Genomic DNA, 24,583 nt, shown 5'->3' on the forward strand with positions numbered 1-24,583 from the left:
AAATCTCGTTCTACACAAAAAGGCCGCCGGGAGCTCCCGGCGGCCTGTACAGTCTTCAACTTTTACTTCATGGTCCACTGATGGTCGCCTGACAGATACTTCTCTGTAAGTACGGACAGCAGCTGGATGCCTACTTCATTCTGCCCGCCTTCGGGGATGATCAGGTCGGCGTATTTCTTGGACGGCTCGATAAAGGCTTCGTGCATCGGTTTGACCGTGGTCAGATACTGGGAATGAATGGAACGGATTGTCCGTCCGCGTTCTTCGATATCCCGCAGCACACGGCGGAGGATGCGCACATCCGGGTCGGTATCGACAAAAACCTTAATATTCAGCTGCCCGCGGAGCTTCTCATCGGAGAGCACATGCAGACCCTCTACGATAACGATGTTGTTCGGCAGCAGTTCAACGGTCTTGTCGGTAGAGCGGGCGTGAATCGTAAAATCATACACCGGGGCATAAGCAGCCTGTCCGGATTGGAGGCATTCCAAATGCTCAATCAGCAGCTCGGTATCAAAAGCAAGCGGGTGATCATAATTGATCGCACCGCGTTCCTCGAAGCTGAGGTAAGAATGGTCTTTATAGTAGTTATCCTGAGATATGAACGTCACTTTGTCTGTTCCCAAACGGTCAATGACGGAGCGTGCTACCGTCGTTTTGCCGGAGCCGGTCCCGCCGGCGATACCAATAATGAGCATGGTGTTGTAATAAACCTCCCTAAGCGATTGCCTTTGCAATTCCAATATTGTAGCACAGCGATGCAGTAATTTCACCTGAACAGCGGGGAACAAACCGTGAACTTTTGAAAAAAAAGGGGGTTTCCGGCGGGAGATGGTATAATTTTGTCGGATGGGCTAGACCCAAGCAGGCGGAGAGGGGAGTTAGGAGTATGGATATTAGCAAAACCATGAGCGATAACAGCCAAACCTTATTGGAAGCTTTTAATGCGGCTCCATTACAGCTGGCAGGCCACGGCAAACGGGAGGTCCGGGTGCTGAAGGAGGCTTTTGCCGGGGTAGAGGATAGTGTGGTCAGTGACATGTACGGTACAGGTGAGCTGATCGAGGGGTTTCAGGCGGAAATGGCAGAGGTGCTGGGTAAGGAAGCGGCTGTATTTTTCCCGAGCGGTACGATGGCACAGCAGATTGCACTTCGGATCTGGAGCGACCGTAAGGGCAGCAAGTCTGTAGCGTACCACCCGCTCTGCCACTTGGAGATACATGAGCAGGATGGGCTAAAAGAGCTGCATCATCTGGAGCCGCTGCTGCTCGCTGACAAGGATCGCCTGATTACACTTGAAGATGTGAAGAACAGGGGTCAGGGAGTAGCCTGTCTCCTGCTGGAACTGCCGCAGCGCGAGATTGGCGGACAGCTTCCGGAGTATGCAGAGCTTGAAGCAATATCCGCCTATTGCCGTGAGCAGGGGATTATGCTGCATCTGGACGGGGCGCGATTGTTTGAGGTGCTGCCGTATTACGGCAAAACCGCCGCTGAAGTCTGCAGCCTGTTCGACAGCGTATATATCTCCTTTTATAAAGGCATTGGCGGGATTGCCGGGGCCATTCTTGCGGGAAGTGCGGACTTTACCGAAGAATCGAAAATTTGGAAACGGCGGCATGGCGGCGACCTGATCAGCCTGTATCCATACATTATCTCCTCCCGGCATTATTACCGGCAGAGAGTGGACAAGATGGCTCAATATTATGCGGAGGCCAAGGAGCTTGCGGCTCTGTTCAACGGCTGTCATAACATATGTACTCTGCCGGCAGTGCCGGTGTCGAACATGTTCCATGTGCATTTTGCCCTGTCCAAGGTGAAGGTAGAGCGGATTCTGACCCGGGTCAGCGAAGCAACCGGTGTGGGGTTTACTCCGCGTTTGAGGGAGAGCGGCGAGTCGTCGTGTTTTTATGAATTGAGCATTGGAGATTTGTACAGCGGCATTCCCAAGGTGAACCTGGAAGCGGCATTCGGGCTGCTGGATCGGCTGCTGGCGGAGGCTTAAGGATCACACTGATCAGGGCTGCCCAACCCCAAAAGGATGGTAGTCTGTGCCCATGCACACTATCATCCTTTTTTATCATCATCGCAGGAAAGTCTACCGGTTCAGCAAAGCCCGGACAAACGACACGCGCAGTAGCTGCTTTTTCATCAGCTTGGTGCGGAACTGGCGCTTTAATTGGCTGTAGGCCTTGGGACAATGTTCGCTGGCCCAGCTGTACATTGACTTGAAATCGGTGTGGCTTTTGGCGGAATTCATCAGGTAATACGAGATGGTGTCATACACATTATGGTTGAACCATTCGTTCATTTCCGTCTTGCTGTAGCCGTAGCGTTCGATGGCCATATTGCGGATCAGCCGTTTTTCCTCCAAATTCTCGATCAGAAAGGACTGGCTGAGGTTAAAAGTAATATTGTTGCCATGAATCCGGTACACTCCGGCAAGGGTGTCGATAAACCCGGCATCCCCGATCAGCAGGGCACGCAGGTAAATCGAAGCGTCGTTGACCATGTTCATGTTCAGAATATCCATTTTCATCAGCGTTTCCCGCTTGAAGACCGCTGTCAGGGTTGAGGCTGGTTTGGGGTACCCCTTTTGTTCGAAATTCTTGAAGTAGGCTTCCTTCGGGGTAATCCGGTTTAGCTGCAAGCTGGAAGGCTTCAGCTGTTCGGTCTTGGAATACTCCAGGAACACATTTGCAGCCACAAAAGCAATCTCCGGTTGCTCCTGATGAAAATGGACAGCGCGGCTGAAATAGCTCCGGTCAATCAGATAGTCGTCGTCATCCAGGAACAGAATATACTCACCGTCACCATGAGCGGCAAGCGCTTTGCGCCGGTTATTCCCCGGGCCTTGATTGGTCTCATTCTGCATGAAGATTACACGCGGATCATCGCGATAATTCCGGCCCATGAGTTCTGCCGTACCGTCGCTGGAGCAGTCGTCAATCACCGTAATCTCCTTATGGGGGTAATCCTGACGCAGGATGCTCTGAATAGCCTGGTCCAGGAAGTCTTTTCTATTATAAGTAGTAATAATTACACTGACTTTGGGAAGGGTGTAGGGATCAGAAGGTGAAGGAAAAAGGTTCTCCTGCTCTCCGCCGTCTGCTCTTAACCCGGCGAGACCTTTCATCCATTCCAGGATATTCACGGCTTGAATGTTGAATTGCTGGGACAAGTAGAAATCAAGCGCATCCGCTGAGGCGCGCTGCGACAGATAGGCCTCGATCACCCCGGCCAGATTCTCAAGATTCCCCCGTATGCCCGCGTCGGCTTCGCTGCCAATGCTGTCTCTGCATCTTCGTATAAGCTCTTCGCTGGACAGCGCCCCGGCAGGCAGATGCTGTCTAGCTTCGTTGAGCTGGTTTAGCAGGCGGTATCCGGCCTGGTGCAATTCCTCGCTGTGAGCCATAGTTGGACCTCCTCAAAAGTTTTTGAATAATATCCCCCGATTCAGCTGCGAAAAAAACGGCCTCGGAAGCCTATCTTCAAAAGTTTGTTAGCCTCTGCTTCGTTTTGTGGAGCTAGGCTCCCCAAAATGGCTGCGTCAGGCGGCTATGCCGTGGACAAACGCCTTCAGGTGAGCCACCCGCAGCCATGTATATATTTAGTGGGAATTTATTCACTTATTTCCATCGGGCGAAAGTTTCCGGTAGCGGTAGTGGGGAAAAGTAGACTTAAATCAGCGTAAATAAGCGAAATTCGGCTGAATGAGGAGGATTAGGTTTACTTTTTCCACCTAAATGCTCAAAACAAGCCAAATCGAACGAATTAGGTTACTTTTTTCCACTTAGCGCAGGATCGGGACGATGCCGGTTCAATGCCGGGATAGCGAGTGAGCTCTGTAGGGGAATGCAGCCCCGGTGCCGCTCTTACGCCGCCTGAATCCACGCAATGCAGCCCCGGTGCCACTCTTACGCCGCCTGAATGTCACGAAATGCAGCCCCGGTGCCGCTCTTACGCCGCCTGAATGCCACGCAATGCAGCCCGTGCAGTATTTCCGCCAACACAGCTGAAGAGCTGCCGCCTTACGTCTGGCTGGCCGTGACCTTGCTGCGCTTCAGCTTGATCTTGGTTCTGAAGCGTCTGGCGTAGCCCCAGGCGTAGAGGAACACCTCGCGTTCCATCAGGGAACCGGCGATGTAGTAGATGGGCAGGATGACCAGACCGAGTACTACACCCCATAGGATTAAGCTGGTATAGGAGGTCATGCTGAGGTCGATCTTGGTGGTGATGAAGACAATAGCCACGAACACGCCGACATTGATCAGCCATCTGCGGAAGGTGACCCAAGGGCTGCGCTCCAGCAGTACCCGGTTGGCGTACACTACGATATCGATAGAACGGTACAGCAGTGCGGCGATGGTTCCCATCAGCACACCGTAGATCCCGAAGAATAGGACGCAGATGATCGAAGCGCCCAGGTTGATGGCCGACTCCATAATCGAACGGAACTGGGTGTTGCGGAAATGTCCGGCGATTGTGATCAGATTGTTGGATGAGGTGCGGGCATTGGTCAACAGCTTGATCACCACGAACAGGACCGGCAGCCAGAAGTTGATATAGTTCACATCGTTGACACCAGCCGTATAGAGCCGCATGAACGGCAGAATGAGAATATATACGACGGTCAGGATCGAGAAGATCAGGCCCATGAAGTAGACCTCATACGCATCATAGAATTTGACAAAAGCCTCTTTGCCCTCATGATAGCTCTGTCCCAGCGCCGACTTCACACTTCCGTTGACGGTCTGGACGATGTTGTCGACAATCGTGAAGATCATATTGTACATGACGTAGATGCTGACCACCTTCAGGTTAGTGAAAATCGTCAGGATCAGCACATCGGTGTTGCGGAAGATCATATAGGAAATCTCATGCACCATCACTGAATTTTTCTGCCCGATGGCTTCAAAGTCCGGCTTCTGTCCAAGATCAATCCACTTGTAATAACGCTTGGAATAGATATAGAAGGCAATCATCTGCAGAACGGTCAGCGCAAAGAAGGACGCCTGTACGGCGATAATGTCCACGCCCTGTAGCAGCAGGATGATCCGCACCACGTTGTTCAGAATGTTCGCAATCGTGACGATGGAGGTTTCAATATAGCTTTTGCCCTCGGCGATCAGCAGAACTCTGAATTTCCCCTGGTAGTAATAATTGATTGCTCCGCCCAGTCCCGAGAACAGGATAATCGCCATAATGCTCAGCTTGCTGATCTCCGAATGGATCACCAGCGGGTAGATGACCGCCAGCAGCACGACCGAGATGAAATAATAAATCCCGGTTTTTTTGTAGTAGCTGGAGGTTGCGGCGAGAATGGAATTAATATGGTTGTAGTCATTTTTGGCAACGGGCTTATATAGCGCCTGCAGCGAAGCTGCGCCGACACCAGCTTCGAGCAGGGCGAAATAGCTGATGATCTGCACGATGGACGCGATCAGACCGTTGGCTTCGGAGCCGTAATTGACCATGATCAGCCGGGGGATGAAGAAGCCGAGAATAATGGTGATGACCTGGCTCGTGAGCCCGAAGCCGAGGTTCAGCATGCTGCGTTTAGCTTTCATAACTTCTTCTCCCTTCCACAAGCGGTGCCGGTGAGAGGTAAGCGTCGAGCTGCTCGAAATGCTTCTCTGCCTGGTTCGCCTGGAGCGTCACATTCAGACTGTTCACAGCCATGCTCTCGAATACCTGCTGCGGAGTCACCTCGGCCAGATGCGCGAAATCCGTGTACAGCCCGCCGAAATGAGCGTCATTCATGACATTGATCATTTTGCCGCTGTACGCTATTGGATACACCGGTTTGCCGAATACCCAGCCGAGAATCATCGCGTGGAAGCGGGAAGCAACGATGAAGCGGGCACCCGCCAGCGCCGCGAGAATCTCATCCATATCTGTTTTGTAAAAGTGAACCTGTGTCTCACGCTGCAGTTCTGCGGGAATGAGGCCCAAAATCTGTCCGATCGCTTCCTGGTCGCCTTCATGCTGGCAGAACGACAGAAAATGCACGGCATAGCCCTGCTGAATGAAATGGATTGCAACATCTTTCATTTTTTCATAATAGAGGTTGTCAAAACCGCTCAGGGCTTTGGAGGAAGGCTTAATCACCGAAATGGCGATATACCGCCCTTCCGGGGCTTTTCCTGCAGCCTGATCATACTGGAGCTGAAAAATAATATCCGGTGCCATTCTGACATTGCCCAAATCCTTGAACAAATCATAGGAGTACTGTTCTCTGAATGAGACGTCGGCATATTCCTGGAAGATCCGCCGGTGCTCCGCATAATAGGCGTTATCGGTAAAAGGACCAAAGTTGGCGCCCATCAGATAATACGGTTTGTTTTTATTGCGGAGGCTCTCGTTATTCGCCACGTATTCGGTCCAGTGTTCGCCCTGCATGAAAATAGACCCGCCGATATGGACTGTGCCGTCCCCCTGATCCACCAGCATCTTCTGCATGAAGTTGGGATGCAGCTTCAGCTTGCGGAAGAAGTAGTTGATTCCCCGAAACAGGACAGAGTCCGATGCATAGACCTTGAGATTGTTCAGATCCTTGAACACCACTTTGTACAGCCGCGGGGCAATAAGCATGAACTGGGTGTCGGGATAGCGTTCGCACAGCACCTTGATAAACAGATCATCGCCGAGATTGAATTCCGTGTATGCGTAGATCATCATTTTCTTCTTCATATCTTAATGTCCTTTCTGCTAATCACGGCTTTGAGCTTCTGTTTGAACTGCAGCCAGCTGCGGTCCAGATGAACCAACCGCCCGTACAGGGACGGGGAAATTAAGAAGACCTTGATTTGAAAAGCTAGCTTACGGTCATCCCCCTGATATTTGCGCATGATCGCAAGCATCTCCTGATTCACACCGGGGTAGGCGAGGTCAATATCATGAAGCAGCTTGCGGGTGCTGATGCCGCTTGTGCCGTTCAGGCAGGTCTTGAGATTGTAGAAGTAATTCTCGGTCATCTCGCGGTTCAGCAAGAGGCCGGATATCGTGTGGACCTCACTAAAAGGATGATCGCTGAAATATTCATCCACCCGTTTGAAGGCGGCGACCACATCGAATTTGTTCACATTATACGTCCCCGTGATCGAAGATGTCCGCTGCAGATAATAGGACAGCACGTCGGGGATCGAGATGACCCGTGAGGCCCTGGACAACGCTTTATAGATGAACTCCTGATCCTCTCCGTTCACACAGCGCTCGGTATACGAGATGCCGTTCTCCAGCAGAAAGCTGCGTTTGAAGGCGATGCTGCCGGTCCAGATTCTCAAGGATTTATGCACAAAAATATTCTTCAGCGCTTCGCTTCCCGTAGTGTCCCCAGCGTCTGAAGTGAAGCTCACGATCGTTGACCTGTCCTCGCGGACCAGGTTATAGCCCCAGCAGAGAATATCCGTCTTCCCGTCCGCCGTGCAGGACTCTACACGCTGTACCAGACTGCTGTCCGCATAATCATCGCCGTCCAGGAACAGCACATAGTCTCCGCTTGCTGCGGCCAGCCCTGTATTTCTGGCGGCACTGACCCCGCCATTAGGCGTGCGGATCAGCTTAGCCTGCAGAATGGGATGGCTTGCGAGCATCTCCTGGGCAACCTGAGCCGTACGGTCCCTGGAGCCGTCATCCACCAAAATCAGTTCGAACCGCTTCTCGCTCTGATCCAGGAGTGAGTTCAGCAGGGGCTCAACATAATGTTCTAAATTGTACATGGGAACTACAATGCTTAGGCTCATGCGGCCACTCCCTTCCTGAAGCAGTGATTTTACCTCGCGGTCTGCCTGGAGAAGATTTCCTTCAGCCCTTTTTTGTAGCCGTTAATGGCGGCGACATTCTTCTTAGGTTGCTCCCGGAGAATGAGGTAGAGCGTGGTCCAGACGAGAGCGAGATATCCGACAGGACCTGATTTCTTATCCTTCAGCAGATACACATGGTTCAGTACCCGGGTATAGGCCACATCTTCGAGGTTATCTCTGGAGGCTGGTGACTCATGATGCAGGAGCTTCAGTTCGGGATTGATATATAGGGGGCCGGATTTGCGGGCGATGCGTGACATGAGAATGTCCTCGCCGACGCTGTAGCTTTTGAGCCAGGGCACAGGTCCCAGATCCTTGATGGCCTCCTTCTTGAACGACATGTTGCAGCCATGCTGGAATTCGGTCTTGAAGATCTTCCTCGCCTTATGCCAATTGTACATGGAGCCTGCCTGGCCGCTTAGGGAGAGCTTGCCGCTGGATAAAGATTGCTGAAAAGACAGCAGGCAACGGATCGTGCCAAGGAAGCTGTTGTGCATCCCGATGGCAATGCCGCCAACCCCTGAGCAGTTGGGATAGTCGAGGTAGGTTTGGTTCAGCGTGGACAAGTAATGAGCGGGGATTTCGACGTCATCATCAAGGAACAGGATTTTATCCATAGTGGACAGCTCCACTGCCTTGATCCGGGACAGCCATAGCCCCCGGTCCGTCTTGCTGTGATAGATAAAGGGATAACCGCACGCGGTAAGTAATGTTTCGAACTCGCCCAGGACTTTTTCAGGTATGGCACCGTCATCTATAACGATAACCTCTATGGGGCAGGTCCGGCCTATGTCCTGATTAGTTATAGAATGAATGCACCGTGTCAGGTCCTGTACCCGATTCCTCGTGCAGATAACCACTGACAATCCTTGCATATACTCCACTCCCTTATCCAATTCTCCCATTCTATGTTTGATAATATAACTTGGGATTATAAGCTAACTTAAGCTTACTATTGGCAGAGAAAGGTTGTATATACTACTTTAGTTTACTTATTGAATATCACGGAGCAGGGAATGAAGGGCAAAAAAATGCCCTGATTTCATGTGGTGGTGCTGAATATTTTTGTCAGAGTAATTAGCAAAAATGGACCAGACGCGATGCATACTGAAGGCGGAGAAACGCTTAGTCAATAAAATCATATCAACAGAAAAAGGCCGTAGCACCTGAAAGGTGACCTACGGCCTTTTTTTGGCTTTTTTAATTGATTTCGATCGTTAATGAGCTGGCGAAAGTTGCTCCTGGTTCCAGGGCGATTACGCCTTCTTTGTCCTGCAGTTCGCCGTCGAACGTATCGCGGTCCGCAAATCCCTGCCAAGGTTCGATGCAGAGAAAAGGTGCATTCAGCTTCTGCCAGATGCCGAGATCCGGGAAGCCTTCAAAGGAGACGGCCACGCTTTTTGCGGTAAGCTTGCTCTTCAGCGTGATCTGCCGGGAGGCTACATTCTGGAAGACCAGCGCGTCGTCCTTGAACATCTCATGGGTTAATGGAAGGATGCGCCCGCCCTTCAGCACTGGCTCCGATTGGCCGCTGATCCGCAGGCCCGCACTATTCAGAAATTCCCGCTCCAGCGTCTCGGTCTCGGAGAACTCAAGTACATAGTCGCTGAAGCTTCCATTCTCATCCAGCGGGCAATTGAAAGCAGGGTGGGTGCCAAGCTGGAAGAAGATATCCTGCTGATCAATGTTCTCTACCCGGTAGTCCAGCTTAAGCGTGTTTTCATTCAGCGTGTATGTAATATACAGGTTGAATTGGAACGGATAGCTGGCGAGGGTATGCTCGCTGCTGGTGAGCCGGAATACCGCGCGGGACTCACTTGCTTCAACAACTGTGAACTCGCTGCGTCTGGCGAAGCCGTGATTGGCAAGCTTGTACGCCTGTCCTTGTACCTTGATCTCTCCGCTGCGGACGGCGCCGATGATGGGGAACAGGACCGGAGAACGGCCTGTCCAATAGGCGGCATCCCCGCTCCAGATATATTCGGTGCCTGTGTCCTTTCGGGTGAAGCTGACAAGCTCCGCCCCCAGGGTACTGATCTCAGCCTGTGCTGAGCTGCTGCGCAAAATGGTGTTCAAATGATTACGCCCCTTTCACAATGGTTGGCCAGCCCTGTCTGCTGCTGACTGCTGTTCATATTCTATCAAACTTCTGCCGAACCGATGTAACACATCGTGAACAATTCCAAAAAATAATTATTACAGTGTGTAAAATGACAATCAGGCGGAATGGTATAACATATATAGAAAGCAAAGATTCTGTATAAAACGGCCTTAAAAACGACAAGGTGAAAGTTACGGAGGGGAAGTTTGGAACTGGAGGAGCGGTAGCGTCCGCCTTTGTCTACGGATTTCCACCGCTAATAGCGGTATAAATCAAGAAATCTGTAGACAACAGCGGCCGGAAGTCCAAACATTCACCGTAGTGACGAATAACACCGATCGAACATCTTAAGCTCGTTTTATATAACTAAGCGTTCGAAGCGGAGGGATAGGGCCATGCAGCTGAAGCAAATATTCGTGAACGGTGAGAGATTGAAGAATACGATTGAGGCCTTTGCCGATTATGGGCGTACGGAGAATAATGGAGTGACCCGGCTGTCGCTGTCGGAGCAGGATGTGAAGGTGCGGAATTACTTCGCTGCGTGTTGTGAAGAACTGGGGATGACGGTCAAAGTAGATGATATGGGAACGATGTACGCGACGCTTGAAGGGACGGAAGCAGGTCCGCCTGTAGTGATCGGCTCCCATCTGGATACTGTAAAGAAAGGCGGCAGATTCGACGGGGTGCTCGGTGTTATCGCCGGACTTGAGGCGGTAAGAACCCTGGTTGATCATGGCATTACGCCACGCCTTCCAGTGACGGTCATGAATTTCACCAATGAGGAGGGTGCGCGCTTCGAGCCTTCCATGATGGCTTCCGGCGTGCTCTCCGGCAAGTTCGATAAGGCAGAGATGCTGAAGAAAAAGGACCCGGAAGGGACGACCTTCGAGGAAGCGCTGCTGGCGAGCGGATATGCGGGGGATGCCGTGAACCGGATCAAGGAAGCAACTGCTTATCTGGAGCTGCATATCGAACAAGGCCCCGTGCTGGAAAAAGAAAACCTCACCATCGGCCTGGTCGACTGCGTCGTCGGTATGGCCTGCTATGAGATTGAAGTGACGGGCGAATCCGACCATGCCGGGACCACGCCGATGGATATGCGCAAGGATGCGCTGTTCGCTGCCACCGACTTGATTACCGAGCTGCGCAGCAAGCTGGGGGTGCTCGATTCCGGGTTGGTCTTCACCATGGGCCGGATGAATGTGCTGCCTAATATCCATACGGTGATCCCGAACCAGGTGATCTTCACCGTTGAAGCCAGACACAAGGACATGGACATTGTCCGCACGGTAGAGGATATCATTGACGGCCTGCCTGAAGTGCTGCTGGGTTGTACGGTCTCGAAGACCAAGCTGTGGGGCCGTGATACCGTGTGGTTCGACCCTGAAATCTGCGCTTTGGTGGAGCAGGCGGCATCGACCCTAGGCTACTCCAGCAAAAAAATGGCCAGTGGTGCAGGGCATGATGCCCAATTCGTGGCCGGTTTCCTTCCGTCAGCCATGATCTTTGTGCCGAGCGTAAACGGAAAAAGTCACTGTGAGGAAGAACTCACCTCCTATGAGGAGTGCGAGCAAGGTGTAAATGTCGTACTGGAAACGGTGCTTTCTGTATTGGCTAAGCAATGAATGTGATGAAACATGACGCAGATATGAAGACGTAATGGAAACCTTATGTGAATAGCGGCACTTGGTTTCTTACCTGCTATATTTAGTTCAGTTCCAAAAGACACCGGCGACGGTGTCTTTTGTTGTCTGTTTGATTATGGTTTTGTCAGTTATACCAATGGTTACGGTGTTCAGGTATAGGGTTTTTACCCCCTGCATTGTGTTAAAACACAATCATGGCAGATAATGTTTTTCTTTTTACCTAAATTACAAAAAGAATTACTATGTTATCATTCTTTACATAAGAGGAATCACAACAGACGGGAGCGATGAACAATGATTATTGGAGTGCCTAAGGAAATTAAAAATAACGAAAATCGTGTCGCTATTACCCCTGCAGGAGTCGTAAGTCTGGTAGGTGACGGGCATCAAGTGCTGGTGGAGGCCGGAGCCGGATTAGGCAGCGGATTCCCGAATGAAGAGTATGCCGCAGCTGGCGCTGAACTGATCGCTGAAGCTGCTGCGGTATGGGCGGCTGCGGAAATGGTCATGAAGGTTAAAGAGCCGCTGGAAAGCGAATATGGCTACTTCCGTCCTGGACTCATCCTCTTCACCTACTTGCACCTGGCTCCAGAGCCGGCTCTGGCTACCGCCCTGAAGGACAAAGGCGTGTTCGCTATCGGATACGAAACGGTTGTCGACGGTCGCACACTGCCGCTGCTGACACCGATGAGTGAGGTAGCCGGGCGGATGTCCGTGCAGCTCGGCGCACAGTTCCTGCAGAAGAACTACGGCGGACAAGGCATTCTGCTCTCTGGGGTTCCCGGTGTCAACAGAGGCAAGGTCAGTATTATCGGCGGGGGTGTAGTGGGTACCAACGCAGCCAAGATGGCCATCGGCCTCGGCGCCGAAGTGACGATAGTTGACCTCAGCGCAGACAGGCTGCGCCAGCTGGATGACATTTTTGGCGCACAGATTACTACGCTGATCTCTAATCCTTACAACATTGCCAAGGCTGTAGCCGAAGCGGACCTGCTGGTAGGTGCGGTACTGATCCCCGGTGCGAAAGCGCCGAAGCTGGTTACTGAAGAAATGGTCAAGGCGATGAAGCCCGGCTCTGTCATTGTAGACGTAGCGATTGACCAGGGCGGAATCGTAGAAACGATTGACAGGGTAACTACTCATGATAACCCGGTATTTGAAAAATACGGTGTACTACACTACTCGGTAGCCAATATGCCGGGCGCTGTAGCCAAAACTTCGACCATGGCTTTAACCAATGTTACGGTTCCTTATGCGCTGCAAATTGCTAATAAAGGTGTGTTCAAGGCGATTGAAGACAATGCAGGCTTGAAGAGCGGCGTCAATGTAGCCAATGGCAAAATCACCTGCCAGGCCGTCGCAGAGGCTCTTGGGGAAGAGTACTACACGGTAGAGAAAGCAGTAGAGCAAGAGTTCACTCTGATCTAAAGCAAGAGAAGTAGCTATAGACAGAAATCGAGGGGTAACAACCATTCAGCAGTCCGGTGAGCAATCGCCGGGCTTTTTTTTGTTCTTTTATTCACGGGCCAGAAGACGCTTGGGGACCACCTCCCCAAAGCGTTTTTAATTTTGACCCTATTTTCAATATGCTATAATAGCTTCTGTTATTCGAGTTTATTTGTGGGAGGAAAAAGGATGTTAAAGTATGACTGTTTAATCGTTGATGATGAAGAAGCGCTATCAAAAAGCACCTGCAAATACTTTAATATGCTTGGCGTGAAAACCTTCTGGGTAGCTGATGAACAGGCATGCTTTGAATTTTTTACGCAAAATAAAGCTGATTTGATCCTGCTGGATATTAATTTAGGGCAACAATCATCCGGATTTGAAATATGTAAAAAACTGAGAAGTACTACCAATATCCCGATATTGTTTATAAGTGCACGAACAAGTGATGACGATGTGCTGCTTGCACTGAATATCGGTGGTGACGACTATATCCAAAAACCGTATGCACTCAGTATTATTTTGGCCAAGGTAAAAACGGTATTAAAAAGGTACAGGGGCGATGTTGATGTTTTAAGCTTTGGGAGTTTTACAATGGATCTAATCACGGAAAAGCTTATGAATGATGGTTGCGAAATTAAATTAAAGGCCATGGAATATAAGCTGCTAGCCTATTTAATCCAAAACAAAAATCGCCCGCTTGCTAAAGAAGAATTGTTCTCAAACGTTTGGAACGATGCGATTACGAGTGACGGAACTTTAAATGTCCACATTCGCAAACTGCGTGAAAAAATTGAAAAAAACCCTAATGAGCCACATTACATCAAGACGATATGGGGGACCGGCTATGCATTTGAAGCCGACTAGGGGTGGAAGATGAGCATCAAAAAGGTAACGTTTTTGGCTGTAGCCATTCTATTCATGGGCATTGGTGTCATTCTTTTTATTTTTCGCAGCTTAAATGAAGCAGGAATCGATGTTGTTGCTGTGAATGATATTACACAATCGCTTGCTGAACATTGGGGTAGTCAGGAGCAGTCAGAATTACCAAGCCGGCAATACGGACTGGAATATACTGTACTGGATAGCCGCGGCGATCTGGTTGGGGCCACAAGGCGTGGATTAAGTGAGGATATTGACTCTGCAATTCATAACCGGGATACGATTGTGGATATTACGCGAAATGGCACGGTTTTGGGGAAAGTAATTATTTTTAATAATACAAGCGAGCTATGGGAGAAATACAGGAACAACCTGCTTGTTTTTTTTGGAGTGATTATCATGTTTATCACTTTATTTTGTTTGATCTATGCAGTATATATCGACAGATCAATTTTCCGTCCGTTTCGTAAACTGCAGGCCTTTGCGCGTCATGTGGCAGAGGGCAAGCTGGACATGCCGCTCGAAATGGAAAAGGGCAATGGGTTCGGTGCATTCGCAGAAAGCTTTGACCTGATGAGAGAGGAACTTGCGAAAGCGCGTGAGAATGAAAGAATGGCGAATCAGAGCAAAAAGGAGCTGGTAGCGTCACTTAGCCATGATATAAAAACACCAGTCGCCTCGATTAAGGCTGTCTCCGAGGTTATGATTCTGAATTCGGTTATTGAGGATGACATCAATCAGCTGGAAGTGATTAATTCAAAAGCTGACCAGATCAATACACTGATCACGAATTTGTTCAATGCTACATTAGAAGAGTTACAGGAGCTGAATGTTACAGTAACGGAGGAGTCGAGTACAGTACTGGGGGATTTGATCCAAAATGTTGACTATTATAACAGAGCTGTTGTATCGTCTATCCCTGAATGCATTGTGCTTGTAGATCTGCTTCGTCTTCTGCAGGTCGTTGACAATGTGATAAGCAACTCCTATAAATACGCGGGTACATCCATAAGTGTATCGGCAAGCATCAAAGGACAATATCTGGAGATCGAGTTCAAAGACTATGGCCATGGGGTCTCCCCGGAGGAAATCCCACTTTTATTAAATAAATTCTATCGCGCCAAAAATGCGGTGGGCAAAAGCGGAACAGGGCTTGGCTTGTACATTGCAAAATACCTGATGAACAAAATGTCCGGAGATATCAATTGCAGGAATACGGATGGCGGTTTTGTGGTGATCTTAAGATTACATATCGCGTAAAAAGATTTTAGAATTGGTTAAGAACTGTCTAAAGACCCGTTAAGAATTTATACGCTAAGATAAGACTGTAAATAAAACTTTAACTGCTCCACATGCAGTAAGTTTTAACAGTCTTATTTTTATTAGGGGGCCAAATAATGAGTCAAGTAATGATCGCGACCGACAAGCTTAGCAAATCGTTCTCCAGCGGAGGCGTGCAGCAGCATGTTCTTAAAAATCTTGATTTGGAGATACTATCCGGGGATTTCACTGTCATCATGGGTTCATCCGGTGCGGGGAAATCCACGCTCATGTATGCCTTATCAGGTATGGATAAGCCGACGCTCGGCTCCATCACATACTTTGATCAGGAAATCGCAAAGCTGTCCAATGATAAGCTGGCGGTGTTCCGCAGATTAAATTGCGGATTTGTGTTTCAGCAAATGTTCCTGCTCGATAATATGAGTATACTCGACAATATTCTTGCCGCAGGACTGCTTGTCAGTAATGACAGAAAGGCCATTACAGCAAGGGCAAAAGAACTGCTTGCACAGGTGGGATTAACAGAAACGATTTGGAGTAAATTTCCTACCCAATTGTCCGGCGGAGAAGCGCAGCGTGCTGCGATTGTGCGTGCATTAATCAACCAGCCAAAGGTTGTTTTTGCCGATGAACCCACAGGCGCCCTTAACTCCGCGTCTGGTAAGGCAGTACTTGATGTGCTGACCGATCTTAACAGCAGGGGGCAAAGCATTATCATGGTTACCCATGATTTGAAATCCGCAAGAAGAGGAAACCGGATTTTATATATGCGTGACGGTGTTATTCATGGCATTTGCAACTTAGGCAAATACGTAAGCGGCGACAGGGAGCGGCACGGCAAGCTCCAGGCCTTCCTCACTGAAATGGGGTGGTAACGTTGCGGAAATTAGCTATGCTCAGCTTTGCGAATATACGAAAAACCAAAGGACACACGGTTTCACTATTGCTAATGTTCCTCATTGCCGGATTGCTGTTAAATGCGGGCTCGCTCGTGTTTGTGAATTTTGGCAGTTTTTTTGAAAAAGTCACCAAAGAGCTTAAGACCACTGATGTGTATTATATCATGCCAAGTCATTTATATAACGGAGAGGTAGATAAGTACATCAGAAATAATAAAAATGTATCAAACATGCAAAAAGAGGAAGTAATATGGGCTCAGGCATCCATTCCTTATAATGATGATACACGCGAGATTAGTTTTATTCTAAATGATGCAGATAAAGAACGTGATTTCTCTAAATGGAAATTTGTTGGCGAGCATTTACCACCTGATTCAATGTCGATTTATGTGCCGTATCTATTGAATATTGATGGTGGATACAAGCTGAATGACAAAGTTGAAATGAAATTTGATGATGCAGCCCTTACATTTACAATAAAAGGATTTACAGAAGATGCCTTCTTCAGTTCTCTTGATACTATAAATTTAGGAACTTATTTGCCCCATGAAACCTATGAAAAAGTTGTACAAAAGCTGGGTGACAAATATAGTGCAACTCTTATTTTTGCTGATCTTGATAAAGTAAATAATGAAGTTGAAACAGGGATAAGAGAATTAGTACAAACGGATCAAAAGGCGACTCTTGCTATGGTAGAAGATACCAGCACATTGTCCAGCTCGGATATAGAACTGTTGAGAACGTCCCGTACTTTTATGTCAAGTATGGTGTCGGTAATGGCGATGGCTTTCGCTTTTATTATCGCAATCGTATGCCTTATTGTGGTCCGGTTCAGAATTGGGAACAGCATAGAGGAAGATATGAGCAAAATCGGGTCTCTAAGGGCGATCGGGTATACCAGCAGACAAATTATATTGTCAATTGTAATGCAGTACATGCTTATTGCCTTGGTTGGCAGTATAGCAGGCATATCGTTATCCTATTTAACAACGCCAGTACTTTCTGATATTTTTGCACATCAATCCGGGCTCATGTGGGTGCAAGGCTTCGATGGAGCAATCAGCAGTATTATTCTAAGTGCAATTTTATTCGTTGTTATCATTGTCTCTTTCATTTCTTCGGGACGAATTCGTAAGCTTAATCCGATTGTAGCCTTAAGAGGCGGAATCACAACCCATAACTTCAGGAAAAATTATTTGCCGCTTCATAAGTCAATAGGCAGTCTGCCGGTTGTTCTCGGGTTTAAATCCATGCTGCAAAGCAGGAAGCACAGCTTCATGATTGGAGTTATCCTTGCTGCTGTATCTTTTGCCAGTACATTTGGTGCTGTGATGTTTTATAACACCGTCATTGATACACAGGCATTTGCAAAGACTCCCGGAATCGAACTTTTAAATGCGGTGGCTATTTTGAATTCGGATGCGGAACAACCAAAGCTTGTGGATAACATTAAAAACATGAAGAATGTAAGAAAAGTCCAGTATATAGATGAGTCCAAAGTTAAAATAGAGAACTATGATGTAACTGCTTATGTGATGGAGGATTTTTCTACAAAAGAAACGAATACCGTCTTTAAGGGCAGATATCCGCTCCACAGCAATGAAGTTGTACTTGCCGGTATCTTAGCGGATAAGATGGACAAAAAGATCGGTGACCGTGTAATGATAAAAGTCGGCGCTAAGCAGGCCGAATATATGATCACAGGCCTATCTCAAGGTGCGAATATGGGCGGAATGAATGCGTCTATAAGATGGGACGGCATCCTTAAGGTGAACCCGGACTTTAAACAGCAGAGCCTGCAAATCTATTTGAACAAAAATAGTAAAGCTGATGAATTTGTAAACAAGCTTGAAAGCGACTATGGAGATTCAATCGTAACATCAGTAGATATGGATAAAATTATGGACGATGGCATGGGCATGTACATATCGATTGTCTCGAAGCTTGGTATGGGTATGATGGTTATAACCATAGTTGTTGTGATTCTTGTTCTGTATTTTGTTATTATTTCATCGGTTATTCGTAAGAAACGTGAACTGGGTATACAAAAAGCGATTGGTTTTACAACCTTCCAGCTAATGAATCAGCTCTCGCTTGGGTTTTTGCCGCCTATCATTATAGGCGTATTGTTCGGAAGCGCAGCTGGACTTACCCTAACCAACCCACTCATGTCAGTGGCGATGCGTGCTATGGGGATTATGAAGGCACAATTTATTATCGCGACGTCGTGGATTAGTTTGTTTGGAGTGGCACTTGTCATTGTCTCTTACTGTACTTCGATGCTGATTACTTACCGCATTCGTAAAATATCCGCGTATGCTCTGGTAAGTGAGTAAGATACCCCTGAATATAGCAGTTTGAAATAGACGAGTAATACAAAGTTGGAAATACGATTTATGCCAGAAACGGGTGCCGTCCTTTAAAAACGGTACCCGTTTCTACTTGACCACCAGGCAACCATCCCCTATAGTCAGCCGCAAAGCTGCGGGATATAATGAAATCACTTATCGTACAAGATTTCGGCTATTCTTCAGGTTGGGGTGGGGACATTGACAGATTCAGAGCCATCATTTGATCGTTTTTTTGACAGTATGGAATCCCTGGCGGATACCCTCAGCGAATCGCTTCAGTCGCAGGTGACGATTGAGGACAGCAATCATCACGTGATCGGATACAGCTCCCACCAGTTCGAGAGCGATCCCGCGCGCATCTCCACTATTATCGGTAAGCGTGTGCCGAATACGGTCATCATCGGCTTGCGCAAAAAAGGCGTGATGCATCAGCTTGAGCACACCGCGCATCCGATCCGCATTCCGGCAGTCATGGAGGTAGGGCTTGGGCCAAGGCTGGCGATGTGCATCCGGCATCAACAGGAGATTCTCGGCTATATCTGGGTGGTGGACAGAGGCAATCTGGCCGAGGGGCATGCGGAACGCATTGTGGAGAAGGCTGCCGGGATTGCCGGGCGTTATCTGCTGAAGCAGCGCGGCTGGAAGACCAGGCAGGAGAAGGCGCATGAGGATTTCTTCTGGAAGCTGCTGACCTCGCATTACGAAACGGAATCGCGTATCCGCCAGGAGGCTGAAGGTTCTTCAATCCTGTTGCCGGAGAGCTATTATATCGGGGTGCTGGAGAGTGACAAGACGATCGACGACCGCTTTGTTCAGCGTTTCCGCCAACGGATGGAGGCGGGTGCCAATCAGCGCCTGCTGTTTCTGACTGCCGAGCATAACCGGCTAATTATTCTGTTTTCCTTTCTGTTTCCGGTAGAAGGAACAGAACTGTTATCTTCGTTCGTGCAGCACCTGCTGCAGGAGCTGAGCCGCAGCGAAAGCTGCGTTCTGACAGCAGGCTGCAGTCCGGGCTACCGGGAATATACTTCGGCTGCGGCTGCATACCGGGAAGCACTCACCATCCTGGAGATCAAAAAACTGCTGCCTTATCATGCCCATCACCTGCTGCTGTATGAAGATCTCGGCTTCTGGGCGTATATTCCGGCCATTCTGGAGCAGAAGCGCAGCCGGACGCGCAAGAGCTCGCTGCTCTCTCCACTGAAGGCGCATGACCGTGAACACAAAAGTGATTTGGTCAAAACCATTGCCGTCTATTTGACGCTGAACGGGAATCTTAAGGAATCTGCATCCTTTCTGCATATCCACACCAACACCCTGATGTACCGGCTGAACCGGATTGCTGAAATTACAGGCCGAAGCCTCAAGGAAACGGATTACCGCACTTCAATCTATCTGGATCTTCTGACGGAGGAGACCGCTCAGGTTAACGCCTGGTTTCAGGAGAGTTAAACTGCCGTGCACCAACCAAAGGCCCGACACGTACAATAACCTATCTATTGTGACAGGAAAGGGGAAATGGATAGTGGCCTTTGGATATGATAATCCAGGTTCGGGATTCGAACAGAAGATGAGGGAACGCATTATTGAAACAGCCATAGAGATGAATACTGGCGGTACAGACTTTTCCACATTTAAGAATTCCCGCTGCAACCCAAAATATTGGATACGTACGGAGAATGGAGGATTCCAGCTTCGCAGCGATGTCACCCCGTCGGCGGCAATCCAGGATATTTTTAGTAACGGACAGTTGTACGCTTTCGAATGTGCCATGGCGATGGTTATGATTCTCTACAAGGCGACCATTGATATGATCGGGGAAAATGCGTTTAATCAGCATTTTACGGACCTGTTCCTGTGGGATTGGAACTATGACAGCAATCTGCGGATGATCACTACCTTTGATCCGTCAGAAATGCAGCCGGGGGATGTCGTGTATTTCAAGAACCCGGACCATGACCCGGATAAGCCGGAATGGCAGGGGGAAAATACAGTGCTGCTCGGTAATGACAGCTACTATGGACACGGGCTGGGGATTAAAAGTGCGGAAGGCATCATTAGGTCCCTGAACCGCGAAAGAGTCCCGGGCAGCCGGACCTCGGCTTATCTCACGGATGAAGGACTTCACCCGGATTTTGCTTATCTGCAGACCTTGTCCAGCCGGTCGGTGCGGGGTTCGAAGGGCAGCGGCGATGCGCATCAGAGGATTTTCTCCAGAATTGGGGTCAAATCGTACATCACTAAATAGAAAAGGACGGGGCATCTGCCCCGCCTCAAAGGTATTTGCAACAGGCAGGCGGGCAGCAGCACCGGTGGCTATGCAATGAACATAACCAGCTTAGTCCCATGAAGGATTACTTGTTCTGCTGCTCCGTATTCGCCAGCTGTTCCTGGGCCAGACGAATCATTTCCCGAACCATGGACCCGCCAATTTTGCCGCCGATCTGACCGGCCGATTCTGTAGTCAGTGCTCCGTTGTTACCGTGCTGCAGAGGGACGCCCAGCTCTTTAGCCACTTCGTACTTCACGTCATCCGGTCGGTCCGGATTCACGGTATAGCCTTCCTGCTTCATCACATTGGCTTTTAAAGTCTGCATTCCCTGTTCCACTCCGGGCACCGCATATCTTCGGTTCCTTCTTGCCATCCTGACTCACTCCCCTGATGTCTTTGCCCTTAATTTGCCCGGAAGGACAACTGTTCATTCTGGCTACTTGTCGGAGCGGTATTTAAGCGGATGTTTTCCGACAATCTTTTTGAATACTGTACTAAAATAATGGGGATTCTCGTAGCCGACCCGTTCAGCAATTTCCATGACCTTGAGATCTGTGGAATGCAGCAGCTCCTTGGCCTTATCGATTCGGATTCTGGTAATGTAGTCCGTAAGGGTCTCGCCGGTTTCTTTTTTGAAGATCAGGCTGATGTAGTTGGGGGTCAGGTAGACCTCCTCGGCAATTCGTGCAATGGACAGCTCATGAGCGTACCCCTCCTGAACAATGGCTCTGATCCGGTTGATGGTTTTGCTGTTTCTGGAGGTGTTTTTCCCTGCCACATAAGTGCTGAGATCATAAAATAGCGAGAGCATATAGGCTTTTAGCGCGGATATATTCTTCTGCTTGTAGAGTGTGTCCATGATGGTCAGCCGGTCCTGCAGCACCTGCTCGATGTCCTCATCCAGCTCATAAAGGGCGCTTGCAGACGTAAAAATCATCTCGGCGCAGATGCTCTGCACATAATCGATTTGCAGCTTGGGGGCGGCCACCCGGTCGAAGAGCTTCTCCAGCAGTTCCATGACTTCTTCGGTATGGCCCGCCTTCAGCTCATTCATCAGCCTCGCATGGAATTTATAAAAAAAGGTGCTCTGCAATGTCTCCGTAGCGGACTGAATATCCTTGATATCCAGAATGGAACCATGGCCAGTATAAAAGGTATGCACCAGCGCGGCCAGCGCATCCTTATAGGAGTCCTCAAGCTCACTTGCGGTGGGGCAAGCCCGGCCTATGCCTACGGACGCGTCCAGCCGCAGATATTGCTGAATGCTGCCCATGATTTTTTCACAGAGGCTTGCGATGCCGCCAGTGTGGGAAGAAGCAGACGTATCCGGGCAGAAGATGATGATGAATTCATTTTCGCTGGCGACAAAAGAGATTCCGCCGGGCGGACTCTCCAGACATTCGGTGATGATGTTCTGGATCGCAAAATACAGCAGCTGCTTATTTTCCTCCGAGAATTTGCCGACCGCGGTCTCATAATCATCCAGCTGGAGCACGCCTGCCGTCAGGACATCCCCCTGTTCAAAGGGAAGCCGGAAATCACTGATCTTCTCCCAGAGCTCCCGTTCATCCCGGTATAGTCCCCCCACCCAGTTCCGGAGGAATTTCTCGCGGATCAGCGGCATGTGGTTCTCTACTTGCTTCTTCAACTGCTCGACATTCATCTGGTGGTCTTTCTCCTGACGCAGCCGGTTGACGACTTCATGAAAGACCTCCCGCAGCTCGGGCAATTTGACTGGCTTCAGAATATACCCCTCGGCATTGACCTTCAGGGCAGTTTGGGCATAGGAGAAATCCTGGGCGCCGCTGATAATAATGATTCGGGTCCGGCAATTCCCGGCCTTCAGCTTCTCTGCCACCTCCAGGCCCCCCAGCATGGGCATCATAATATCCGTGAATAAAATATCAGGCTGAAGCTCCATACATAACTCATAAGCCTCCTGCCCGTCTGAGGCCTCACCGATGATCTCGATGCCGAACTCCTCCTGCCAGTTGAATACATGGATCAGACTTCTGCGGATAAACGGCTCATCATCCGCTACGATCATCGTCAACATCTTCCATCACCTCGTTCCATGTAGTCACAACCGGAAACCGGACTAGGGCCAGGAGGCCGCTCTGGTCTTCGGTATTGGCATAATACCGGATGCCGTAAGATTCGCCGAAAAACTGCTGGATTCGGGTATGCACATTACGGATGCCGTAGGATTGATTCCCCGGATGCTGATCCGTCAGCAACTGATTCAGCCGCTCTGGATCTGCACCTGCCCCATCGTCAAAGACGGACACACAGAGAAGGTCTCCAGACCGCTCCACCCGGATGCGGATTTTGCCTTTTCCCCGCCGCTTCTGGATTCCATGGATAATGGAGTTCTCTACGAGCGGCTGAAGACTGAGCTTGACTACCAGACATTCCTCCAGCACCCGGGGGTCGGTCTCCTCCAGCTCATACTCCAGCTTATCCTGGAAGCGGAACTGCTGAATCTGCAGGTAGCTGTCCACCTGCCGCAGCTCATCGCGCAGCGGGATAATATTCCGGCCTTTGCTCAGGCTGTAGCGGAAGAAGTCGGACAGCGAGGTTACCATATTGCTGATCTCGGGAATGCCATGATTGATGGCAATCCAGTTGATTGAATCCAGCGTGTTATATAGGAAATGCGGATTGATCTGAGCCTGAAGGGTTTTAAGCTCGGCTTCTTTTTTGCGTAATTCGGTCACATAGAGCTTATCGATCAGCGCTTTGATCTGCTGCAGCAGCTTATTGTAGCGGTTGAACAAATAGGAAAATTCGTCTTTGCGCCGGTAGCGGATAATGATATTGAAGTTGCCGCTCTCGGCATGGGACATGGACTGAATGAATTTGCGGATGGGAGCGGAGATATTCTCCGACAACAGCAGAGCCATCATGAGTGAGATCAGCATACAGATACCGATGACGATGTACATGACACGCTGAAAGGAGGCTAGCTCTCCATTAAGCTCGCTCACGGGTGAGAAGGAAAGAATCGTCCAGCCGGTTTCCGGTATTTGGGTATAGGAGACCAGCATCTTCTCTCCCCCGATCACCTGACGGAAGGAATGGAGGGTGCCGCTGCTGCCTTCAGGGAACTTCATGTAGCGGTAATAATCTTGGGTACTGATGTTCTGTCCAAGGAGTGACGTGTCCGGGCTGACTGCAATTGTTCCGGTCTGGTCGGCGATGTAAATCCGGCTGCCTGCCGTAGGTTTGTAGTGTTCCAGCAGATTATCGAATTCTGTCACGGGAATATCAATGGTAAGGAGGCCTACATAGGGCAGTTGGGCATGCCGGATGCCAAACAGGCGCTTTGCAAATTTAAGGGTGAACTTGGAATCCAGGGAGCTGAGCCCAACCACCGTGAAGTCGGATTTGGCCGGAATGCCCAAATACCACGGCTTCAGTGAAATCTGGTCGATATTAAACACCCGTCTTGAGAAATTATACTGCGTATATTCCGGACGGTTCAGCATATATAGCATAGGGACGAAGCTGCTTCCGGAGGTTCCGCTGCCGGGAAAGCTCTCCAGGATTCTGCTCAGCGCAGCCAGCTCATTAATAATTCCTGTGCTGTCTGTCGGTCGGTTGGCGGAGATCAGGTCGGCGAACTCCGTATTGAGGTATAGAGAAATCATGGATTGATCCGCAGCGGCGAAACGCTGAGCAAGATTATCCTGAACCAGATTCAGGTTGTTTTCGATTGATGTATTGACATTGCGGGTGATAATATCCGCTGATTTGTTATATACCGTAACGGAGATAATGGTGGTCGGTAGAAGGACGAGAAAGAGGAAGTAGAGGATAAGTCTGCTGCGGATGCTGAAGTTGTATAAGAAGAGGGTTTTGGACAGAGTATCGAATAATTTCTTCATCTGAGCCCCCTTCACA

General features: G+C 49.4%; 19 protein-coding genes. 9 read left to right on the top strand and 10 right to left on the bottom strand.

What is annotated here, in order from left to right; all coding sequences use genetic code 11:
• Positions 1-62: 62 nt before the first annotated feature.
• Positions 63-698 carry a uridine kinase gene (gene udk / locus A3848_RS30655; RefSeq protein WP_074088808.1) on the bottom strand — a complete coding sequence of 212 codons (636 nt, stop codon included), beginning with the start codon at positions 696-698 and terminating at the stop codon, positions 63-65.
• Positions 699-889: 191 nt separating this feature from the next.
• Between udk and A3848_RS30660 the strand changes: the two genes are divergently transcribed.
• On the top strand, positions 890-2,002 hold the full coding sequence (locus tag A3848_RS30660; RefSeq protein ID WP_256702601.1) for a threonine aldolase family protein: 1,113 nt from the start codon (positions 890-892) through the stop codon (positions 2,000-2,002).
• Between the two features lie 93 nt (positions 2,003-2,095).
• On the opposite strand, the gene A3848_RS30665 is transcribed toward A3848_RS30660, so the two are convergent.
• The 6 genes from A3848_RS30665 to A3848_RS30690 all read right to left on the bottom strand — a co-directional run bounded on the left by A3848_RS30665 (position 2,096) and on the right by A3848_RS30690 (position 9,878).
• Positions 2,096-3,412, bottom strand: a complete 1,317-nt coding sequence (locus tag A3848_RS30665) for a glycosyltransferase family 2 protein (RefSeq protein WP_074088809.1) — start codon at positions 3,410-3,412, stop codon at positions 2,096-2,098.
• A gap of 616 nt (positions 3,413-4,028) precedes the next feature.
• Positions 4,029-5,567, bottom strand: a complete 1,539-nt coding sequence (locus tag A3848_RS30670; RefSeq protein ID WP_074088810.1) for a lipopolysaccharide biosynthesis protein — start codon at positions 5,565-5,567, stop codon at positions 4,029-4,031.
• The gene (locus A3848_RS30675; protein WP_074088811.1) at positions 5,557-6,690 is read right to left on the bottom strand and encodes a polysaccharide pyruvyl transferase family protein; all 1,134 of its coding nucleotides are present in this window, start codon (positions 6,688-6,690) and stop codon (positions 5,557-5,559) included. The genes A3848_RS30670 and A3848_RS30675 overlap by 11 nt, the downstream gene beginning before the upstream one ends.
• Positions 6,687-7,742, bottom strand: a complete 1,056-nt coding sequence (locus A3848_RS30680) for a glycosyltransferase family 2 protein (protein WP_074088812.1) — start codon at positions 7,740-7,742, stop codon at positions 6,687-6,689. Before A3848_RS30680 ends, A3848_RS30675 begins: the two co-directional genes overlap by 4 nt.
• 29 nt (positions 7,743-7,771) lie before the next feature.
• Complete coding sequence (locus A3848_RS30685) at positions 7,772-8,677, bottom strand: glycosyltransferase family A protein (protein ID WP_074088813.1); 906 nt, start codon at positions 8,675-8,677, stop codon at positions 7,772-7,774.
• Between the two features lie 325 nt (positions 8,678-9,002).
• On the bottom strand, positions 9,003-9,878 hold the full coding sequence (locus A3848_RS30690; RefSeq protein WP_074088814.1) for an aldose 1-epimerase family protein: 876 nt from the start codon (positions 9,876-9,878) through the stop codon (positions 9,003-9,005).
• 420 nt (positions 9,879-10,298) lie between these two features.
• On the opposite strand from A3848_RS30690, the gene A3848_RS30695 reads away from it, so the two are divergent.
• The 8 genes from A3848_RS30695 to A3848_RS30730 all read left to right on the top strand — a co-directional run bounded on the left by A3848_RS30695 (position 10,299) and on the right by A3848_RS30730 (position 20,656).
• Positions 10,299-11,528, top strand: coding sequence for a Zn-dependent hydrolase (locus A3848_RS30695; RefSeq protein ID WP_074088815.1), 1,230 nt, complete (start codon positions 10,299-10,301; stop codon positions 11,526-11,528).
• Positions 11,529-11,843: 315 nt separating this feature from the next.
• Positions 11,844-12,977, top strand: coding sequence for an alanine dehydrogenase (gene ald / locus A3848_RS30700; RefSeq protein WP_074088816.1), 1,134 nt, complete (start codon positions 11,844-11,846; stop codon positions 12,975-12,977).
• A 207-nt stretch (positions 12,978-13,184) separates the two neighbouring features.
• Entirely contained in the window at positions 13,185-13,862 is a 678-nt protein-coding gene (locus A3848_RS30705; protein WP_074088817.1) for a response regulator transcription factor, read from the top strand.
• Between the two features lie 9 nt (positions 13,863-13,871).
• Positions 13,872-15,137, top strand: coding sequence for a HAMP domain-containing sensor histidine kinase (locus A3848_RS30710; protein ID WP_083612465.1), 1,266 nt, complete (start codon positions 13,872-13,874; stop codon positions 15,135-15,137).
• A 137-nt stretch (positions 15,138-15,274) separates the two neighbouring features.
• Positions 15,275-16,033 carry an ABC transporter ATP-binding protein gene (locus A3848_RS30715; RefSeq protein ID WP_074088818.1) on the top strand — a complete coding sequence of 253 codons (759 nt, stop codon included), beginning with the start codon at positions 15,275-15,277 and terminating at the stop codon, positions 16,031-16,033.
• Positions 16,034-16,035: 2 nt separating this feature from the next.
• Entirely contained in the window at positions 16,036-18,393 is a 2,358-nt protein-coding gene (locus A3848_RS30720) for an ABC transporter permease (RefSeq protein ID WP_074088819.1), read from the top strand.
• 213 nt (positions 18,394-18,606) lie between these two features.
• A complete protein-coding gene (locus A3848_RS30725) occupies positions 18,607-19,860 on the top strand; it encodes a PucR family transcriptional regulator (protein WP_083606971.1) in 1,254 nt (417 codons plus the stop codon).
• Between the two features lie 49 nt (positions 19,861-19,909).
• Positions 19,910-20,656, top strand: a complete 747-nt coding sequence (locus tag A3848_RS30730; RefSeq protein ID WP_256701660.1) for a protein-glutamine gamma-glutamyltransferase — start codon at positions 19,910-19,912, stop codon at positions 20,654-20,656.
• 106 nt (positions 20,657-20,762) lie between these two features.
• Here the strand turns inward: A3848_RS30730 and A3848_RS30735 are convergent, their stop codons facing one another.
• From A3848_RS30735 to A3848_RS30745, 3 genes are all read right to left on the bottom strand, one after another.
• The gene (locus A3848_RS30735) at positions 20,763-21,053 is read right to left on the bottom strand and encodes an alpha/beta-type small acid-soluble spore protein (RefSeq protein WP_074088821.1); all 291 of its coding nucleotides are present in this window, start codon (positions 21,051-21,053) and stop codon (positions 20,763-20,765) included.
• 63 nt (positions 21,054-21,116) lie between these two features.
• Complete coding sequence (locus A3848_RS30740) at positions 21,117-22,736, bottom strand: response regulator (RefSeq protein WP_083612467.1); 1,620 nt, start codon at positions 22,734-22,736, stop codon at positions 21,117-21,119.
• Positions 22,711-24,567 carry a cache domain-containing sensor histidine kinase gene (locus tag A3848_RS30745; RefSeq protein WP_074088823.1) on the bottom strand — a complete coding sequence of 619 codons (1,857 nt, stop codon included), beginning with the start codon at positions 24,565-24,567 and terminating at the stop codon, positions 22,711-22,713. Before A3848_RS30745 ends, A3848_RS30740 begins: the two co-directional genes overlap by 26 nt.
• Positions 24,568-24,583 lie beyond the last annotated feature (16 nt).

The sequence above is a fragment of the Paenibacillus sp. P32E genome (assembly GCF_001909085.1).
Lineage (GTDB): Bacteria > Bacillota > Bacilli > Paenibacillales > Paenibacillaceae > Paenibacillus_AQ > Paenibacillus_AQ helianthi.